This is a genomic window from Erythrobacter epiphyticus (assembly GCF_034653295.1).
Lineage (GTDB): Bacteria > Pseudomonadota > Alphaproteobacteria > Sphingomonadales > Sphingomonadaceae > Erythrobacter.
In genome coordinates this window covers 71,887-90,824 of the sequence record NZ_JAYEEU010000010.1, presented here as the reverse complement: position 1 = coordinate 90,824, position 18,938 = coordinate 71,887, and the positions used below count along the sequence as shown (strand labels likewise).

The 18,938-nt window shown below is 58.9% G+C and carries 14 protein-coding genes; 5 read left to right on the top strand and 9 right to left on the bottom strand.

What is annotated here, in order from left to right; all coding sequences use genetic code 11:
* Window position 1: 1 nt before the first annotated feature.
* The 7 genes from SOQ14_RS13605 to SOQ14_RS13575 form a co-directional block, all read right to left on the bottom strand.
* The gene (locus tag SOQ14_RS13605; protein WP_322898668.1) at window positions 2–283 is read right to left on the bottom strand and encodes a hypothetical protein; all 282 of its coding nucleotides are present in this window, start codon (window positions 281–283) and stop codon (window positions 2–4) included.
* Window positions 283–1,575 carry a DcaP family trimeric outer membrane transporter gene (locus tag SOQ14_RS13600; protein ID WP_322898667.1) on the bottom strand — a complete coding sequence of 431 codons (1,293 nt, stop codon included), beginning with the start codon at window positions 1,573–1,575 and terminating at the stop codon, window positions 283–285. The genes SOQ14_RS13605 and SOQ14_RS13600 overlap by 1 nt, the downstream gene beginning before the upstream one ends.
* Before the next feature lie 9 nt (window positions 1,576–1,584).
* On the bottom strand, window positions 1,585–3,285 hold the full coding sequence (locus SOQ14_RS13595) for an aspartate:alanine exchanger family transporter (RefSeq protein WP_322898666.1): 1,701 nt from the start codon (window positions 3,283–3,285) through the stop codon (window positions 1,585–1,587).
* A gap of 2 nt (window positions 3,286–3,287) precedes the next feature.
* Window positions 3,288–5,948: a hypothetical protein gene (locus SOQ14_RS13590; protein WP_322898665.1), complete on the bottom strand. Its 2,661-nt coding sequence runs from the start codon at window positions 5,946–5,948 to the stop codon at window positions 3,288–3,290.
* 248 nt (window positions 5,949–6,196) lie between these two features.
* Window positions 6,197–7,024 carry a hypothetical protein gene (locus tag SOQ14_RS13585; RefSeq protein ID WP_322898664.1) on the bottom strand — a complete coding sequence of 276 codons (828 nt, stop codon included), beginning with the start codon at window positions 7,022–7,024 and terminating at the stop codon, window positions 6,197–6,199.
* Between the two features lie 24 nt (window positions 7,025–7,048).
* Entirely contained in the window at window positions 7,049–8,164 is a 1,116-nt protein-coding gene (locus SOQ14_RS13580) for a linear amide C-N hydrolase (RefSeq protein WP_322898663.1), read from the bottom strand.
* Window positions 8,165–8,273: 109 nt separating this feature from the next.
* Window positions 8,274–8,930 carry a trimeric intracellular cation channel family protein gene (locus SOQ14_RS13575; protein WP_322898662.1) on the bottom strand — a complete coding sequence of 219 codons (657 nt, stop codon included), beginning with the start codon at window positions 8,928–8,930 and terminating at the stop codon, window positions 8,274–8,276.
* Between the two features lie 161 nt (window positions 8,931–9,091).
* Here SOQ14_RS13575 and SOQ14_RS13570 point away from each other — a divergent pair, with 161 nt between their 5' ends.
* The 5 genes from SOQ14_RS13570 (at window position 9,092) to SOQ14_RS13550 (ending at window position 16,449) form a co-directional block, all read left to right on the top strand.
* Window positions 9,092–10,783 carry an aspartate:alanine exchanger family transporter gene (locus SOQ14_RS13570; protein ID WP_322898661.1) on the top strand — a complete coding sequence of 564 codons (1,692 nt, stop codon included), beginning with the start codon at window positions 9,092–9,094 and terminating at the stop codon, window positions 10,781–10,783.
* 103 nt (window positions 10,784–10,886) lie between these two features.
* On the top strand, window positions 10,887–13,115 hold the full coding sequence (gene pgaA / locus SOQ14_RS13565) for a poly-beta-1,6 N-acetyl-D-glucosamine export porin PgaA (RefSeq protein ID WP_322898660.1): 2,229 nt from the start codon (window positions 10,887–10,889) through the stop codon (window positions 13,113–13,115).
* Window positions 13,116–13,205: 90 nt separating this feature from the next.
* Entirely contained in the window at window positions 13,206–14,732 is a 1,527-nt protein-coding gene (gene pgaB / locus SOQ14_RS13560) for a poly-beta-1,6-N-acetyl-D-glucosamine N-deacetylase PgaB (protein ID WP_322898659.1), read from the top strand.
* Window positions 14,732–15,976 (top strand): poly-beta-1,6-N-acetyl-D-glucosamine synthase, encoded by a 1,245-nt coding sequence (gene pgaC, locus SOQ14_RS13555; RefSeq protein WP_322898658.1) that lies wholly within the window; start codon window positions 14,732–14,734, stop codon window positions 15,974–15,976. Before pgaB ends, pgaC begins: the two co-directional genes overlap by 1 nt.
* Window positions 15,973–16,449, top strand: coding sequence for a hypothetical protein (locus SOQ14_RS13550; protein WP_322898657.1), 477 nt, complete (start codon window positions 15,973–15,975; stop codon window positions 16,447–16,449). Before pgaC ends, SOQ14_RS13550 begins: the two co-directional genes overlap by 4 nt.
* A gap of 467 nt (window positions 16,450–16,916) precedes the next feature.
* On the opposite strand, the gene SOQ14_RS13545 is transcribed toward SOQ14_RS13550, so the two are convergent.
* Window positions 16,917–17,891 carry a magnesium and cobalt transport protein CorA gene (locus tag SOQ14_RS13545; protein ID WP_322898656.1) on the bottom strand — a complete coding sequence of 325 codons (975 nt, stop codon included), beginning with the start codon at window positions 17,889–17,891 and terminating at the stop codon, window positions 16,917–16,919.
* A 135-nt stretch (window positions 17,892–18,026) separates the two neighbouring features.
* Complete coding sequence (locus tag SOQ14_RS13540) at window positions 18,027–18,776, bottom strand: TerC family protein (protein WP_527194251.1); 750 nt, start codon at window positions 18,774–18,776, stop codon at window positions 18,027–18,029.
* Window positions 18,777–18,938: the final 162 nt, after the last annotated feature.

The following is an 18,938-nucleotide window of genomic DNA, read 5'->3' as shown; positions in this document are numbered from 1 at the left end:
CTTATCCGAACATGATCGCCGAGACGGCAATGGCAACAATCAGCCCGATGCTGGAACATACGGCCAATAACCAGGGAACAACCTCATCGAGGCCGGACATCGCCAGACCGACCCGGGCCAGGATAGCCGCGAAAACACCGACCAGGGCTGCGATGAGCCAGGCAGGAAAATAGGCGCCGAACAATTCGATCGCCGGCGCACCATCGATCGAGCAGCCTGTGAGGAACAGGACCGAGGGCACCCCGGCCGCAAGCCTGGTTCGGTTGCGCAATGCTATCGCCATCAGTCCCGCCTTAACAAATCCCCAGTGTTGAAAGCATAACGAAGGCTGAATTGGATCCGGTTGTTGACCCCTGACGCACCGCCAAGATCTTCACGCCGGCCCCACAGATATTCCACTCCCGCCATGATCTGCGGCACGGGCATCCACCGCAAATTGGCCATGGCATATTGGCCCAGTCGCATCGCGGCCGGTGTCTGGAAATCCGTATTGGAAATGCGGTACTGGCTGTATCCGAATGTCGACGCAAACGCGCCTGTCCATTGCACTTCGCCAAAAGCGGACAGTCCCAGCAACGGCACCGGTGCAGAATCAATTACGAGATTACCGAATGGGAAACCTCCCGGCTGCGGCGCAAACTGAGCGGTCGGACCGATATCGGGCGCACCGTCGTTGAGGTAGGTCCCAATCCCTTCCCCATACAGCACCGAAAGCTTGAGGGACGCCTGCGGCAGCACGGATAGCGCGCCAGAGGCATTGAGGCCCCAGCCGAATTCGGACCCCGCAGGCCCGGTGGGATCATTTCGGGTGGCAAAGCCAAGCCGCCGCAGGATACCGGCAAACTGGACATGGTTCTTGCCGCTCTCATGCCGGAGTTGGAATCCAAGGTCAGGAAGCTTGTTATCCGGCACCAGATTGGTGGCGAGCTCAGGTGCAATCAGGCGCACTTCGCCAGGATCAAGAACGTCATCCGGCTGCTCTATGGCGACCGCGCCTGTCCAGCCGGCTCGATCAAGGAAAGTCACCCGCAATTGTGGGTGGCGTAGCGATGGATTGCCAGCCGCGCCGCCATAATCGAGCGTGTTCGGCGATGCCGCAAGATCTGTGAACAGGCTGGTAGTTTGCCCCACAAGGAGCGGACCCCAGCGTGCATAGGCATGACGAAGGCGCAAGGTTGTCTGCCCGGCGTTCTGACCAACCCCGAAGAGGTCGAATTCGAATTTCACCTCATAGGGACGGTCGGCCACGTCTCCGGTGCTGCGCACACCGAGCCGGGACTGGCGGACACTGAACGAGCTTTGCCCGTCACTCCCAAATTCGCCCGGCGTGGTCGGGATCTGCGATGGTCGGAACGTACCGATCCAGATCGGGTTCACCCGCTGCACATCAAACAGAAGATCGGTCTGGACATGGCCATAAAGCTCAAGCGCCTTGCCTTCTTCAGCCAAAGCAGGCTGACCGGCGACGCAAGCCACTGCCAGCGCGCTGCCACACCATGCGCGGCGGCGCACTGAGAGCGCCTTCTTGCCCTTCATAACCAGCCCCCTGCTTTCTGCTTCGCCCATAGCGGCCATGCCAACGGATCAGTTGGCAAGAACCATGGCGAAATATCCAAACACCGTCAGCAGCACGCCCGATACCGCATAGGCGACGGGAAAGCCGATCCACGGCACGTTCGACTGGATTTCGGCGGCAGCTTCACGACAAGGCCCCGAATGGCTGCGCGCGCCTGCCACGCCGCCCATCAAAACCGCCGGATTGAGCTTGAAGACATGAAAGCCGAGCGCCCAAACAAGGAACGGCGGCAACGAGCACACGATAAAGCCCAGAGCGAAGATCTTAATCGCCAGTATGCCGGTTAACTGCGAGAGCAGCGAATTGCCCGCGTTGATCCCGACAATCGCGACGAACACGATCAGGCCAAGGTCTTCAAGGATATTACGCGCTGCCGCAGGGGTATTGCCGAAAAACCTCAGACGCGATGCCACCGATGAGACGATGATCCCCGACACCAGCAGGCCACCGGCATTGCCAAGGCCAATCGACGCGCCAAAGGCGGGAAACTGGATTGCCCCGATCAGGAAGCCGAGGATCATCCCTGCGGCAAGGGTCAGCAAATCTGTCCCCGTGCTCGGGCGGACAATTCTGCCAAACATGGCGCCGACCCGCGAGACCGCGTCTTTAAGACCGACCACGGTTACAATGTCCATGCGCTGGAGCACAGTGTTGTTCCCGAGGGGCATCGGCATGCCTCCCCGCTCGAGCGCTACCACCTGCAATTGATCAACCCCTGGCAAGGCACGCCATTGATCAGGGGTTTTCTTGAGCATCTCGCGGTTGGTCACGAGGATCTCGGCCCGATCAAGTTGGATGTCGAGTGCCGTCTTGTCGGCCACTTCCGGGCCGATCAGGCCCATGTTCTCGGTCAAGGCCTCACTGCGCGCACCGATTGCGACAACATCGCCCAGTTTGAAGCGCGCAGTGCCATCAAGCGATACTGGCACCCCATCACGCAACAAATTGCCGATATGATACTGGGGATAGGCCGCGGCAAACTCCGCCAGGGTCCGCCCATCCCAATCCTTGTTCTCGAGCCGGTAGGCCCGCGCGGAAGCAGGGCGCCACCCCGTCAGTGCCGGACCATCACCGCTCGCCACACCATGCTCCTGCTCGTATTCGCGCGCCGCGGCCCGTGCATCGACCCGCCAAATTGTGGGCAGGTATTTGCACAGCAGGATGATGCCGACCGTCCCCCAGATGTAAGTGATCCCGTAAGACACCGCGATCATTGCACTGACGTCGTCTGGTGTGGTTCCAGCCGGCAGATCGAGAATACCCGAGCGCACCGCTTCCTCGGCTGAACCGATTGCGGCTGACATGGTGTTGGCACCGGCGAGAATACCGCCTGCTGCCCCTTGCGGAAGATCCAGAAGGTGGGCCCCGATCACCGTAAGTCCAAGCGCAGTCACGCAGCTCAACGCAGCCAGGAGGGTGAATTTTAGTCCATCCCCGCCCAGCGAATTGAGGAAAGACGGACCAACCCGCAGCCCGACCCCGTACATGAACAGATAATAGAACAGCAGCTGCGCAAACGTATCGAGTTGAAGCGTGACATCATGCAGCGACGCCCAGACTGAAAGCCCGCAACCAATGATGATCGCAGAGGCGACCATGCCAAGCCCATAGCCCTTGATCGTTTGCCGCCCGAGCAAAACCGCCAGCGCGACAGTCAGGAAGAGCAGCACATACGGATTGGCCGCAAGCCAGGTGAACAGCGCGCTCATCCTTACTTGCCCAGTCTGCGAGCAAGCGCGGCCGGCGCGATCAGCTTGAGGCCCCGTTCGCGTTCGTAGCCATGGATTTCCTTCACATCGAGCTTTCGCATGAACTCGATGGTTTCATGGGTAAGCACCTGCCCAGGCACCATGATCGGGAAGCCCGGGGGATAGGGGATCACGAAGTTGGCCGATACCATTGGTGGCCCGTCAGCAAGTCGCTTTTCGCATTCCGCGCCAAACAAGGGCACGTACTCGCAATCTTCTTCGCGATAGGCTGCGAAGAAGGCCGAGCGCATATCACCCTCGGGCGTCAGATCGCCCGAATCCTGCCTGTAGGCATCATGGAAGTGCGAGAAATTCGGCAGGTCGGGCACATCCACCATCAACGACTTGACCCGCGCTTCAAACTGGCTGCGTGCTTCTGCACCATTGCGTGCCAGACTTTGGTCAACCTCTGTCGCAATCTCCAGCAGCACGCGGATCAGATGCGCCACATCGCTGCGCGTGTTGTTGATGTTGGATTGCAGCAAGACCGAGTTGCGCGAGGTCTTATTGACCTGAATGTTGTAGGTGTCGGCAAGCATCTTCTTGAATTCGGTGCCATCAAATCCGGCGGTGCCGCACACCAATGTCATGCGAGTGGGGTCGAGGCAGAACTCATCATCGCGGCTGCTCTTTAAGGCATCGGCCCAAGTCACGCCGGGCTGGAGGAAATCGACAAACCCGCTTTGACGATGTGCTTCTGGGATCATCCCGTCGGCCCCGACGATCCGGAAATAGCGCGAGATCAGAGGATGCGAGTTGACTTCGCGGCGGATATCAAGCGCGATTTCAATCGCATTCATAACCAGCCCGTAGCCTTCCAACTCCATCTGGCGGCGCGCCACATCTAGCGATGCAATCAACTGCTGATTGGGACTAGTCGAAGCATGGGTAAAGACCGCTTCGTGGAACTGGCTTTCGACTTTGTGGAAGTCGACATCCTTGACCAGAACCATCGAGCCCTGCCGCAAGGCCGACATGCTCTTGTGCGTGGAATTGGTCTGGTAGACTCGCAGCCGAACCGCCTTGGGGTCAGGCACGAGACGGGTATTGAGCAAGTCCTCTTCCGAAGGATTATCGCCAAGCGCAGCCTGCTGTGCGTCATAGGCGGCCTGTGCTTCGGGCGTATCAAGATAGGCTTCGATATCGCCAGCCGCCCCCATCGCGGTGCGCGGGCGCAGAAACGGCGACCAACGGGCAAACCCAAACCATGCCTCGTCCCACAGGAAAACCACATCAGGCTTGATTGCGAGACATTCCTCCATGACCCGCCGCGTGTTGTAGATGTGGCCATCGAAGGTGCAGTTGGTCAGATCGACCATGCGTAGACGATCAAGCCGCCCTTCGGCCTTCAGCTTGAGCATGGCCTGCTTGATCGTGCGCAGCGGCACAGCGCCATACATCGAATATTCCGTCATCGGATAAGCTTCGACATAAAGCGGCTGGGCGCCCGCCAGCACACAACCATAATGGTGCGATTTGTGGCAGTTGCGATCAAGGATCACGATATCGCCCGGCGCGCACAGCGCCTGGTGCACCATCTTGTTCGAGGTGCTCGTGCCATTGGTAACGAAAAACACATGATCCGCACCAAAGGCACGCGCTGCGAGCGCTTGCGCCTGCTTGATGTTGCCAGTTGGTTCAAGCAGCGAGTCGAGACCGCCCGTCGTCGCGCTTGATTCCGCCAGAAACAGGTTGAGCCCGTAGAACTCGCCCATGTCGCGGATCCAGTCCGACTTGAACACCGACTTGCCGCGCGCGATCGGCAACGCGTGGAATGTGCCGATCGGACGCTGGGCGTATTTCTTCAGATTGTCGAAGAACGGCGACTGATAGCGATCCTGCACGCCTTCAAGAATGGAAAGGTGCACCTCAAGCGGTTCTTCGACCGCATAGAACACCCGGCGCGCCCAACGGCTGGCTGCCTCGCCTGCGATCCGCTCCACATCGCGATCACTGCACAGGTAAAGATCAAGGTCGGGACGTGCGGATTTGAGCACTTGGCAAAGCCGCAGGGCATTGGCTTCGGCATCACCAAGATCGAGCTCTCCGCCAATGACCTGCCGCAGCACCATCGGATCATGACGCGAACGCGCATCAAACCCTTCGTAAACAATCACGGCAAGTATGCTGGGGTTCAGCATCGCTGCACACAGCGCATCCTCGTAGGAACCGACAATGACCGGCTCATAGACAAACGCATCTTCGGGCCGGCGCAGACGACGGATCTCATCGGCGATGGCTGGCCATTTGACCATCGGCTCGCCCACCACCACCAGCACTTCGAAATAGGGTCGTCCAGCCTGACCGTGACGAAGCGGAAGGAATTCAACTGGGGTCGCAAATTCCTCCGCATGCTCCCAGTCCTGTGGGTTGTTGCGATAGGATTTCGTCAGGATCGCGCTCGAAACGCGCGCAGCGGTTTCCGCAGCCAATGCGGCGTTGCCCGCCGCAATCGCCCGCGCCAGCGATTGCATCAACACCATGCCCGGGAAAGCATGATATTCCTCGAATACCGCCAGTTCATCGAAATATTTCTGGGTGTCTGCCTGATCGCCCTTGCCGTTGGCCCATGCCTTTGCCGCGGCACTGAGCCGCCGCCACCGATCTGCACGCGCCGCAGGCATCGAAAAAAGGCGATCAATTCTTTCTGACATCCAGGCTCTCCATTGTTATCCGCGCGAAGGCGCACGAATTTGATCGTTCCGCAGCACAATCGACAGCGTGTCACTTGCCGCGTGACATATTTGGAAAGATTTCCCTTTCCAATTTGATCACGATCAAATCTGATTACTAACTCCCTTGCAAGTCCTAAGTTTCTCAGAAGTCAAAATCGTGACTTCACTGATTAACGGTTGGCAAACCGTCGTGGGTTTCAGGCAGATTTGCGGCTTTCCGTAATCAACAGCAGAGCGCTCACCAAAAAACAGACCGCCCCTAGCATGGTGAAGCCAATCGCTCCGGTCGCAATCCATTGTGGCTCGGGGCCGCGCGGCACGAACGCCATCGCGCCGGAAATCATGAACAGGACGCAGCCTGTCAGATTGATGAAAACGATCTGCCAATCGAGGTCGCCCGGTTGCCAGGACCAGGAGCCATGGCTGACTTCGACGAGGGCAAAATACCCGGAAATCAGGAACAGCACCGACCCAAAAAGATCGGGCAACCAGATGGCCAAATCTTGTGCGATCCACGTGGGACCCGGGGTCAGGCCATCGAAGGTGTTGAGATTAAAAGCGAGCGTCCCGATCAGTTGGGTGATCGTGCTGATCCAGCCTATCCGCCCTGGCTGCCAACCCAACAAGGCAAACGGCCGTCCTGCCGATGCAGAGACAAATTCATCGACCGCATTGGCAGCCTGAAGGTTTTGCAGGAAAGCCGCTGCCGTGAACGGAATGGAACCGATAAAGAACACCATTCCTATCGTGAAAGCTGAAAGGCTACCGGGCCACAGCGATAGAATAGAACCGACAATGAACAGCAGCGAGCCGATCGCAAACAACGCGCCGATCAGCGCGTTATAGGCCGGTTGTTGCCATAGCGGCACGGCAAGCCCGTGCAGACGCCTGAGCAATCCCTTGCGGCTTTGCCTGGCGCGCCAGATGATACCTTTGCCGTTATGCTGATAGGCACGATAGGTAACAAAGCCCCATGCCCCCTTGGCGATTGCAGCGGGGTGAAGGGGCGGCGCGCTGATGTTCACAGCTCGTCTCTCAACGGGCAGCGATCAGAGCGCAGCGCCCTGAGCCAACAGGTGGGTACTGTCGCCGCCCATGCCGTCGAGCATTGTCACTGGCAGGACACGTGCCCCGCCACAGTTTGCCAACGCGGCAAGATCAAAGCTGGCATAATTGAGACCGCCATATGTGCGCAGATAAAACCGGCCGCGTTCAAGGTCTGACAAATTGGTCCAACAGGTATACTCGGTCGCGTAAGCGGTATCGGATGAATGGGACAGGCCGGGCACCTCAAGGTGTCCTCCATCCTCGGTCGGGTAATCGATCGTGATCCCGCGCGGACGATCGAAATTGTTCATGATATGCGACAAAGCCAGCACTGCCTTGTCTGGCGTATCGGCCTTCTCGGTGAACTGGGCATAATAGGCAGCGCGGACGAACCGTCCGACCGAGGTGTTGGACGCAGGCAGGGCCGCCGTAGCAATCCCGGAATCGGGCTGCATCGCCTTGTAGGCGCCGAACATGGCCGAAGATTGATCGACGTTCGACAGGAAGGTGTAATTGTTCATGTTGATCAGATGCCAATCAAAGCGCGGACCATTGGTCATCACGCCGATCGGATTGTCATAGGTGAACATCTGGCCGTTATCGAATTCGATCACCAGCGAGCGTCCGGCCTTGTCGTGGACGATGTAGTGAAAGGGCGATTCGACCCCGCCGAGCAAGGCGAGCGGCTCAAGGGCAACCGATTGCGCCTCCAGCGCTGTCTTGACTTCATCAACGCTTGCAAATTGTCCGAGCGCCCAAGTGCCGAGATCTGACGCTGACAGAATGGCCTGCGTCGCCGTCAGCGAAGCCCTTTTGCCGGCGGCTGAAGGGTAGGACAGAAGGCTGAAGGTCAGGCCTTGATCATTGATGCCTTCAAGCACCTTCAGATCAGCGAGTGTGATCGGCGCTTCAGCTGTCGGGATGCGGCCCGGCATGGTCACTCCCAGCACCGCAAATTTACCGGTGTAAGGAACGGCTGAAGCATCGCCAAGCTGAGAGCGGTAAGCGGTATTCTGGGGGAAATAAACCAAATGATATGGCAAATCTGTCGTCAGTTCTAGCGTACGGCCAAGATAAGGCCGGCCCGCCGTATCGGTGTAGAGCAGCGACGTGCACATATGTTTAATCCTGTTCGAAGTTCATCAAGAGCTTGGCAGAGCAGGAACATTACTGACGATTTTTGGTTGCAATGGCCAGCGAAGAATTACTCGTTTCGGTGAAGCAACATCATTCCACAGCACCGCGGTAGGTCGGCAATCCAATCTGCCAATGGATGGCCGCGGAGCGTAACGCAAATCCGGCTGCGAAGGCGGTCATCGAAGCGAAATTCTGCGAGAAACCGAAGGTCTCGGCCGCGATCATACCGGCAACGCACAAGGCCGAACTCAGAGCAGCAGCAGTGATGTAAAGCTCTGGCCCAAGCAGGATCGTAGGGCGTCCCGCCACCACGTCGCGGATAATGCCGCCGACACAACCCGTGATCACTCCCATTAAGGCAGCTGGAACAGGCGGAATGCCATAGGCCAGAGCCTTCGCGCTGCCGAGCATCGCAAAGGCGGCGAGGCCCGCCCCATCGGCATAATCAAACAGCTTGCCTTCCCACAGGCGCACCGGCGTGAACCAGGCTACTAACGCAGTTCCAAGGCAGACCGGAGCAACCCAGGGATCAGTCATCCAGAACACCGGCGCCCCGATCAAAAGATCACGCACAGTGCCGCCACCCACGCCGGTCAGCAGCGCAAAAAAGGCCAATGTCACTATTGTCTGCCCCTGCTTGGCCGCGATCACAGCTCCTGACAAAGCGAATAGGGCAATCCCTCCAAGGCTGAGCGCATCGAGCAGCGGGGTCAGTACAGCGGGGTTGAGGATATCAGTTGTGATCATCGCTGGATCATGCCGCTAGTGAGCAGCTGCGTAAACCAGCAAGTATCCCTGCCTGTCTCCGCGCCTGCCGACACTTTTTTACAATAGTAAAGCGATTTGCTCCATTGCCCACGGCTAAAGAGTGTGACACCAAAGCCCAGTTTGAGAAGGATGCCTGCGCGATGGGTATGATCGAAGAACTGCTGCAGCGCTATCCTGAACTGACGTTGTTTCTCGTAATTGGGGTGGGCTATTGGATTGGTTCAATCTCGATATTCGGGTTCAAATTTGGTCCTGTCACTGGTTCGTTATTTGCCGGCATCGCCATTGGCCAAATTGCCGAAGTCCCGATCTCTCCCGACACCAAATCGGTTCTGTTTCTGCTGTTCCTTTTCGGCATAGGCTATTCAGTAGGCCCGCAATTTGCGCAGGGTCTCAAGCGCAACGGGATCAAGCCCGTGATCCTCGCCGTTGTTACAGCGCTTGCCGGGCTGGGAACCGCTTTGTTGGTGGCGATCGTCCTTGAGCTTGATGCGGGTTTTGCCGCCGGAATGTTGTCGGGTGCGCTTACGCAGTCACCCGCCATGGGCACCGCCACCGAAGCCATCGGGGCCCTTGGCCAGCCCGAGGCAGTAAGGGCCCGTCTTGTTGCTCATATCGCGGTTGCTGATGCGGTGTGCTACATTTTCGGGGCGGTTGGCAGCATCTGGTTTCTCAGCGTCATGGCACCCAAGCTGCTGCGAATGGACCTAATCGCGGAGGCACGCAAGCTTGAGGACGAGCTCGGCATTGCGCGCAGTTCCCCCGGCATCATTTCAGCCTGGCGCCCGATCGATGTACGCGCCTTCAAGGTAACGCCCGAGAGCGGCCTTGTCGGTCTGACAGTGCGCGAATGTGAGGCACGCGTGCCGCGCGAGCGCCTGTTTGCTCAGGCGGTTAGGCGTGGCAAAGATGTGCTTGCGCCTGATCTCGATCTGGTGCTCGAACATGACGATGTGGTGGCGGTATCGGGCCCGCGCGAGGCCCTGGTGGCGCTCGCTGGTCCGGGGCGCGAGGAAGTTGATGATCCAGCCCTGCTCAATGCGCCGGTGGCGGTATACGACATTTTGATCACCCGGCCCGATGTCATCGACAAATCGCTTGGGCAGATTGCTCGGATGGAATGGGCGCGCGGCATTTATCCGCGCCAGTTGATGCGCGGGGGGGTGGAACTGCCCCTATTCCCCAGCACCGAAGTCCATCGCGGCGATGTGGTGCGGATTGCTGGACCGCAAGGCCTCGTCGAACAAGCTGCAGATGCCATCGGAACGCTCGTGCGCCCTTCAGAGGAAACCGATCTGGTCGTTCTGGGGCTGGCGATTTTTCTTGGTGGCATCCTTGGCGCGTTGCTGGCGGTTCCGGTCGGGGCGATGCAGATTTCTCTCGGGACCAGCGTCGGCACTTTGTTGGCAGGTTTGCTTGTTGGCCATCTGCGCGCTCGCAATCCGCTGTTCGGGCGTATACCCGATGGCGCGGTGTCGCTGATGACCTCGCTCGGCCTAGCGGCCTTTGTTGCTCTGACTGGCTTGCATGCCGGGCCTATCTTTCTCGAAGCGGTGGCAGAGGCGGGGCTTGGCCTGATCGCAGGCGGTGCATTCGTCACCTTGATGCCTTTGCTCGTGGGGCTTTATTTCGGGCGATATGTGCTCAAGATGCATCCCGTGCTGCTGCTCGGCAGCCTCGCGGGTGCCCAAACCTCGACCGCCGCTCTTGCGGCCGTCCAAGATCGCGCAGGAAGCATGGTGGCGGTGCTGGGCTATACCCCGACCTATCCCTTGGGGCACATAATTCTGACCACTTGGGGAACAGTGATCGTCGGGCTTATCGGGGCGTGAAGTTGGGGAGACTTTTCTTTCGTGATCGCAATGCTTTGAATCTTGGGGGCCACCAAGTTGCGTGTGATCGAATAAAGCTGAAAGTGTCACGGTGACGACAGGAATGATTTTCGATCCCCGAATTCTTCTCAGTCGCCGTTGCCTTTCATTTGCTTTGGTTTTTGTTTTGGTATGGACGTCATGTGCTCCGGTCATCGCGCAAACACCGCAAAAGGATGCCCTGCTTCTTGCTGAAGCGCGCGCGGCCCGCGATGGGAGGAATTTCCAGCTGGCTGAACAGCTTGCAAGGCGCGGCGCGGCGATCTCAAGCGATCCCGTCTGGCCGCTCACACTCGCGCTGGTCCTGGCAGATCAACAGCGGTCGGCAGAGGCACTGGCGATACTGTCAGCACCACGCGAGACACCTTTGCCGCTCCAGCAGCGCTTGCTCGCAGAAGCTTACGCATACCGGCGTGGTGGGGATGATTTTTCGGCCCTGCGAACTTATGGTGAGGTTCTGTTGCGCGATCCAGCCAACAGCGAGGTGCGCAGCACGATGGCCGCCATTCTTGATGCACAGCGTGGACCTCATGGTGCAGCGCGCCTCGACGGATTGTCGCTTTCCCGGCAGGCGGACATAGCTGCTACGCTGACCCGGTGGGGTGCCGAGCTCAAGGATACGGCACACCCCTTCGCGTTGACTGATCGCGCATTGGTAATTGCAGACACCCTCCTTGCACAATCTGCGGGCGATGCAGCTGCTGATCCGGAGCTGCGGCGGAGGGTGCGTATGGACAGGCTGGTGGCTTTACGCGATCGCCAGCGGATGCGCGAGGTGGTGGCCGAAGCGAATGATTTGCGCCGTGAAGGGCTGTTGCCCCCGTTCGCTATCATGGCCGAGGCCGATGCGCGCCTTGCGCTACGCCAGCCGGAACTAGCCTTGAGCCTGTATGAAGAGGTGCTGACGGCAATACCGGACGACTTGCCTGCGGCCTATGGACGGGTGTTTGCGCTGGTTGAGAGCGAGCGACTGGATGAAGCGAAGGACGCTGCTGATACCATCGCCCGCAGCCGACCGCTGTTCGTCGGATTTGGTGCGGGACCAGCGACGGCGCCTGACCCCGAAGTGTTGTACGCCGCGCTGCTGGCCGCTCAGGTGCGGCTCTGGGGCAATGCAGAAGCAGCTGGGTACCAGCTTCTGCAGCAACTGGTTGCCGCAGCGCCAGCCAATGCAACTTTGCGTTCTGCCATGTCCGGCGCGCATAGTGCCCGTGGGTTCGTGCGCGCTGCCGAGGGCGATGCGCTGATCGCAGCTTCGCTCGATCCTGATGGACTTGATCCGCAGATTGCAGTGGCAAGCACGTCGCTAATTCGCCGCCGGTATTCGGAAGCAAAGACAAAGATCGGGCAACTCTTGCAGCGCGCTCCGAATGATCAGCGTGTTGCCTTGCTTGCCAGCGAACAGCGCGCGGTTATCGGCTGGCAGCTGGAAGCAGAAGGCATCCGGACGATTGGCGATGGCGGCGGTATCAATCGCCAGGGCGACGGTTACGTGCTGATGAGCCAGCTTGCGTCCCCGCTATTCGCTTCGCGGTTACGTCTTGTGGCAGGCGTGGAAGCCAGTGGCGCCACTGTTCAGGAGGGGGAGGCCGAACGCATCCGGCTGAGCAGCGGTGTGGTGTTGGAGGGTGTCGATGTCCTTGCCCGTGCCGCTGTTTCGGTGAACCTGGGGGCTTTGGAGCAGATCGGTTTCGGGGGCGGGGTGGATTGGGCAATTGATGATCACTGGTCACTTGCGTTCGAAGCTGAGCGCTTTGCCCGCGATACGCCGCTGCGCGCGATCCTCAACGGCATCAGGAGCGATAGCATAGCGCTGGCCGCACGGTATCGAGCCGATGAGCGCCTGGAAGCGACACTGCGTAGCGGGTGGTCTGGCTACACCGATGGCAATGATGCCTGGTGGGCCAGTGCCGCTGCGTCGCAGCGCCTGATCAGCATGCCACATTTCGATGTAACAGGCAGGGGCGAAGTGGCTATTTCAGGCAACAGCGCACCAGGCGGCCCTTACTTTGCTCCGGAACAGGACTTTACTGCTACCTTGGGTGTTGCGGCCCAGCATGTCAGTTGGCGCCGATACCAGCGTTCTTTCGTGCAAGTCTTAGAAGCTGATGCGGGCGGGTACTGGCAGCGCGGCTTCAACGGAACGTGGATCGCCAGCGCGCGCTATGAACACCGCTGGCGGTTCGATCCATGGCGCGAACTTGTGTACGGCATTAGCATTTCGCGCCGGGTTTATGATGGAGAGGCAGAGCGTATGATCAGCATAAATGCTGGGCTCCGCCAGAGGTTCTGACAGATGCGCGCGCTTGTATTCCTGATAGGATCGCTTTTTCTGGCGTCCTTTGGCGCACTAGCGGCGCCGCTCGCTGCACAAACGCGTTTCGTGGCGATAGCCTTTCACGATGTCGTTGATCGGCGGGAAGAGCGGATGGAAGATGCCGTTACCACGCAATCGCTAGTGTCGTTTTTCGATTTTCTCGTCGCTGATGGCTGGACGGCGGTTTCGCTCGATCAGGTGGCTGCGGCGCGGGCAGGGGGGGCACCATTGCCTGACAAGGCTGTTTTGCTGACCTTCGATGATGGCTACCGCAGCATGTATGAGCGGGTCTATCCGCTACTACTGGCCTACCGGATGCCAGCAGTAGCCGCGGTTGTGACATCATGGCTTGATGTTCCTGCGAACGGTGTGGTTGACTATGGTGGGAAGCCCATGCCGCGCAGTGCCTTCCTGACGTGGGATGAGGTGCGGCAAATGCAAGCATCAGGGCTGGTCGAGATCGCAAGTCACAGCCACGATCTGCATAGGGTCGTGCTGATGAATGCGGAAGGCAACACCGCCCCGGCTGCTCGCACTTGGCGCTATGATCCGGCAACCGGCCAGATTGAAGATGATACCGCGCATCGAAATCGGGTCGCTTCCGATCTTTCGATATCGCGGGCAAGGATAGCAGCCGAAACTGGTCGCCCACCGCGCGCGCTGGTGTGGCCCTTCGGGCGCTTCTCAGGGCCAGCGGTGGCAGCGGCCGAGGGAGCAGGCTTTACGATGGCTCTGACACTTGAGCCGGAGGCGGCCGATGCACGTCAAGCGATGGCTTTGCATCGCTATTACCCCACACGCGATCCCGATCTGGGGACGATCATGTTCAATCTGCGCTTTGCTCCGCCGCGGCGCGAAACAGTCCGCTTGGCCTGTATCGATCCCGCCCGGTTCCTGACTGCTGACGATCCTGCCGCGCGCGATGCGGTGCTGGGCGACTTGATCGAACAGGTCCGTTTGCTAGGCGCAACCGGCGTGATCCTACCGGTGGTCGATGGCGCAGGCGTGCCGCTCAATGGTAACAGCTTTGGCCGCCTTGCGCGTCAGCTTGGTACTCGCGCAGGGGTGGAAGTCTACGGCGGCCTCGATCAAGCAGTGCTCGACCAGCTAGGCGGTTCCCGGGCGGCTGAATTGCTTGCTGCAGCAACGCGGGCCGCGCCGATCGACGGCTTTGTTCTTCCCGCTGCTGCGGGTATGCTAGCACAGGCACCGCAGCGCGCATCAAGCCCAGCCGACCGCCGCCTTGCCCGCACTGGGGCGGATCACGCTCTCTTGCGGCTGTTTCATCCTGCGCTGACGCTCGATCCGCGCCTCGAATTGATCCTTGCCGGTTTCGGTACGCCGCCAGCCTTTGCCGACCGACAGATCCTGCCAGCGCCAGAACAACAATTGAAGGCTCTCGGCTGGCGGGCTCCCGAGCATTCCGGGCGGATTGTCGAACTGCTGTCAGGAACTCCCGATGCAATCGGACAGCAGGTGCAAAGGCTGCAACGCGAGGGAGCAAGTGGCTTCGCGCTCTGTCCGTGGCATTCAGATCAGGCATCTGTGCTCGCCCCTGCCTTTTCTTCGGCCACTTTCCCGTGGCGGCCCTGATGACTGCGCTCAAATTCCTGCCGTTGTTCCTTTTCGCCTATCCGTTCGTGATGGCATGGTACTGGATGGCAGGGGGCTTGCTCTATTGGTTCTGGCGTGAACGCAAGTTTGGCATGGACCTTACCCCGCCGCAGCTTGAAAGCTGGCCACCCTTCTCAATTCTTGTGCCGTGCTACAATGAAAGCGAGAATGCGATCGAGACCCTCGTAACTGCCTGTGCGATGGATTACCCGGATTTCGAGGTCATCGCGATTAATGATGGCAGCCGCGACAACACCGGTGCCATCCTTGATCAACTGGCGGAACAACTTCCGCGCTTGCGGGTGCTGCACATCGCCGAGAACCGGGGCAAGGCCAACGCACTTAATGTGGGTGCCATGCTGGCTCAGCACGAATTGCTGCTGTGCATTGACGGCGATGCCTTGCTGGATCGCGATGCTCTGCGTTGGGCCGCGTACAATTTCCTACGTGCCGATGTCGGCGCGATTACTGGCAACCCCCGTATCCGCAATCGTTCGACCATTCTCGGCAAGTTGCAAGTGGGCGAGTTCTCATCGATCATCGGGCTGATCAAGCGTGCGCAGACAGCCTTTGGTAGCCTGTTCACGGTTTCAGGGGTCATTGCCGGCTTCCGGCGTCAGGCATTGCATGATGCCGGATGGTGGTCTTCACACACCCTGACAGACGATATTGATATAACTTGGCGCATCCAACTTGCGGGTTGGCGGGTGGTTTACGCGCCGAGCGTGCGGGTGTGGATCCTTATGCCGGAAACGCTCAAGGGGCTGTGGCGGCAGAGAGTGCGCTGGGCCGAGGGCGGGATCCAGATGCTGCGCGACTATACCAGCCCAATACTCCGCCGAAAGGCGCTCGATCTTTTTCCGATCTGGCTCAACTATCTACTTTCCGTGATCTGGTCATTCGGAATGCTTGCTGGAGCCGTGATCGGCGCGCTGGTCGCCTTGGGCGTGTCAATTCCGCTGGCCGAGCTCGGCATATCGCTGGTGCCACGATGGTGGGGCGCCGTACTTGGGGTGACCTATCTAGCGCAAGCACTGGTCAGCCACTGGATCGAACGCCGCTACGAGCCCGATATGCTGCGTTCGTTGTTCTGGGTGATCTGGTATCCGCTCGCCTTCTGGATGATCTCGACCCTCACCACCATCGTGGCCTGTATCAAGGTCATGCTCCGCCGTGACGATGTGCGCGGCACCTGGACCAGCCCAGACAGGGGATTGCGATGAAAATGGAGCTGCCGTCCGATCCCTTCGCTGGATGGCCGCCGGTCATCGACAGCGCTGTTGTACCGTATGTGGTGAAACTGCGTGATCTTGTCCTCACGCTGCTAATGTGGGGCGTGATGTTAGTCATCCTCGCCACTGAAATTGATGCGGCATTGGACGCAGTTGAAGTGCTGCTCGGTCGGTCTGATGCGCAGATCAACGCCGAATTGGCGGAGTTTTTCGAAAAGCTGAAACCGCTGATGGGCGTGATTGCCCTTCTGGTCATAGGCTTGAGTGCAGCAACTGTGCGCAGCAAGCGCCGGCGGCTCGATGCCTTGTCCGCAACCCAGCCTGAACCGCTTGAAGGGACAGTCCTTGCTGAGTTAGCAGGGCTATCACTGGATGAGCTAGAGATCGTCAGAACCCACCGAGTCGCGGTAGTTCATCAAGGGGATGATAAGAAGTTATCTGCGATTAGAGGGCAAAAATTATAATTGTCGTACGTAATTAAAAAAATATCTCTTTTCAATTTATTATAATCATTTTGATTTCGTCAAGGCGGCAATCGAGTCCGGCCCAAAAGCAGCGCTGATCCAAGGTCAGCTTGACGAAACGTGGACGCCGGGATTTGGCGAGCGAATTGCCATTAAGCATGTCGCGAGTGAATAACCGGAAAGGCCCGAGATCCACAGGCAGCTCCTGCCCGAGATTCGGTCGCTCACGAAGCTCAAATCAAATGTCAGGTTTCGCCTGACGCCGCTATGCTGCTTTCGGGGTCGCGTATCGACCACGCTTTTGACGGGATTGGCGTGGTAAGGCGGTGGTGAGCTCTGTGTGCCAGAGATCACGCCTCTTGCTAGGCTTTGACCTATCCGAGCGTCCCGCTTTTTCGTCCTTAGCATCGATCCAAAGCGAAAGCCGCCCCAGTCCACAGCGCGCTTTGGCGAATTCAGCATCCAGCTTACAACCAGCCCGATTTTCTAAAGCGCAGGAAAAGCACGGTGCATGTGAAGGCGATGGCACCCAGCACGGCGAAATAGGCATATTCCATGCGTAACTCAGGCATATTCTCGAAGTTCATGCCGTAAATGCCGGCGATTGCAGTCGGCACGGCTAGGATCGCCGCCCATGCTGCCAGCTTTCGGGTTATCTCGCCCTGGCGCTGAGCTTCGATGAGGGCGCTGGTCTCCATTACTGAATTGAGCATTTCGCGGTGTAGCGCCGCCAAAGAAGAGACGCGCCTGACTTGGTCGAGCACATCGCGGAAATAGGGGCGAACTTCGGGGTCAATATTCGGTAAATCGAGGCTTGATAGCTTGGCGCATACTTCCTCCATCGGGATCAGCATGCGTTGCAGCAACAACAGATCGCGGCGCAGGTTGAAAAGTTCGCGCATCTCGGTGCGGGTCAGCGCGGAGTCGAGCGTGCTCTGTTCAAGCCGCTGGACGATCTCACCCGCCGCGTCGATGACCGGAAAGTAATTGTCAGCAATCATGTCGAGCAGGGCATGGAGCACATAATCCACCCCATGCGACAAAAGCGTAGGCCGCGCTTCCAGCTTGGCGCGCAGGTCCGAATGGCCTTGATCGGATCCGTGCCGGACGGTGACGATGTGGTTGCGCCCGACAAAAAAGGCGGTCTCGCCATAGTTGATGCGTCCGACCTCCAATTTGGCGGTGCGCGCAACGACGAACAGTTGGTCGCCATAGATTTCCAGCTTGGGGAGTTGGTGTGCATGCAGCGCGTCCTCGACCGCGAGCGGGTGGAGATCGAAACGCTTGGCGCAGGCGGCCATTTCATCAGAATTGGGATCAAGCAGGCCGACCCACGCGAAGGTATCGGGGGATTGAGGTTGCTGGGCCGGCACTTTGCGCTGAGCAAACGGCTCACCTATGACGCGCCCCTCGCGATAATCACGCGCTGTGATGATAGCCATCAGCTTCCCTTTCGTCCGATTAAAAGCGCAGTGGATCCTGCCTCTTCGATTGTGAACCGAAATCCGCCTTTTCCTGTGCTTCATTCCGACCCAGCCGAAGCGCGTAGAGATCTGTCTCGAGCCTCTCACGCGGCTCTAGCTCAGGCCTGCAGCCCGCCGTCGTCTGTTGCGCTGAATGATGTTGAGCAATTCGACCCCAACAGAGAAACCCATCGCGACGTATATATAACCCTTGTGCACGTGGAAGCCGAAAGCATCGGCAATCAGCACCAACCCAATCATCACTAGGAACGCGAGCGCCAGCATCACCAGTGTCGGGTTGGTTTCAATGAAGCGCGCCAGCGGCGTGGCGGCGAACAGCACTATCCCGACAGTGATAACGACTGCAGCGACCATGATTGGAATATCATCTGTTATGCCCACTGCCGTGAGGATCGAACCCACCGAGAACACCAGATCGATGGCAATGATCTGCACAATCACCGCTCCAAAGCTGGCCGTCACAGTTGCGGCAACACCCGGCATCTTATCCAGCAGATCGCCGGGAGGATCGTCCGGCTCCATTGAGTGGTGGATGTCTTTGGTCGCCTTCCATAGGAGAAACAGACCGCCTGCCAGCAATATCAGGTCGCGGCCCGAAAAGGCGGTCTCGAAGCTCGCTTTGTTAGTGCCTTCGACTGGTGGGCCCACCACTCCGAGATCGAACAGCGGCTGCTGGAGGGTCACGATCCAGCCAATCAGCATCAGTAGCCCGATCCGCATCCCGACCGCCAACATCAACCCGAGACTGCGCGCCTTTTCCTGCTGGCGTTCAGTCAGCTTGTTGGAGAAGATCGCAAGGAAGATGAGGTTGTCTACCCCGAGCACCACTTCTAGCGCAATCAGGGTAAACAGCGCCAGCTATGCGGCGGGGTCTGACAGAAGTGCAAGGATTTCCAACCCGCGCGATTTGCCGCAAGGCGATCCGCGTTGCAAGGAGCAGTCGGGCTTCTCGACGGTCTCACGGCACAGTCAGCCGTCTCGCGCCGAATTCCTAAAGGGGGGCAA

Coding starts and splice junctions, on each gene's coding strand:
- SOQ14_RS13605 (WP_322898668.1), bottom strand. CDS start 283: ATGGCGATAGCATTGCGCAACCGAACCAGGCTTGCGGCCGGGGTGCCC.
- SOQ14_RS13600 (WP_322898667.1), bottom strand. CDS start 1,575: ATGGCCGCTATGGGCGAAGCAGAAAGCAGGGGGCTGGTTATGAAGGGC.
- SOQ14_RS13550 (WP_322898657.1), top strand. CDS start 15,973: ATGAAAATGGAGCTGCCGTCCGATCCCTTCGCTGGATGGCCGCCGGTC.
- SOQ14_RS13590 (WP_322898665.1), bottom strand. CDS start 5,948: ATGCCTGCGGCGCGTGCAGATCGGTGGCGGCGGCTCAGTGCCGCGGCA.
- SOQ14_RS13545 (WP_322898656.1), bottom strand. CDS start 17,891: ATGGCTATCATCACAGCGCGTGATTATCGCGAGGGGCGCGTCATAGGT.
- SOQ14_RS13570 (WP_322898661.1), top strand. CDS start 9,092: ATGGGTATGATCGAAGAACTGCTGCAGCGCTATCCTGAACTGACGTTG.
- pgaA (WP_322898660.1), top strand. CDS start 10,887: ATGATTTTCGATCCCCGAATTCTTCTCAGTCGCCGTTGCCTTTCATTT.
- SOQ14_RS13595 (WP_322898666.1), bottom strand. CDS start 3,285: ATGAGCGCGCTGTTCACCTGGCTTGCGGCCAATCCGTATGTGCTGCTC.
- SOQ14_RS13575 (WP_322898662.1), bottom strand. CDS start 8,930: ATGATCACAACTGATATCCTCAACCCCGCTGTACTGACCCCGCTGCTC.
- pgaC (WP_322898658.1), top strand. CDS start 14,732: ATGACTGCGCTCAAATTCCTGCCGTTGTTCCTTTTCGCCTATCCGTTC.
- SOQ14_RS13580 (WP_322898663.1), bottom strand. CDS start 8,164: ATGTGCACGTCGCTGCTCTACACCGATACGGCGGGCCGGCCTTATCTT.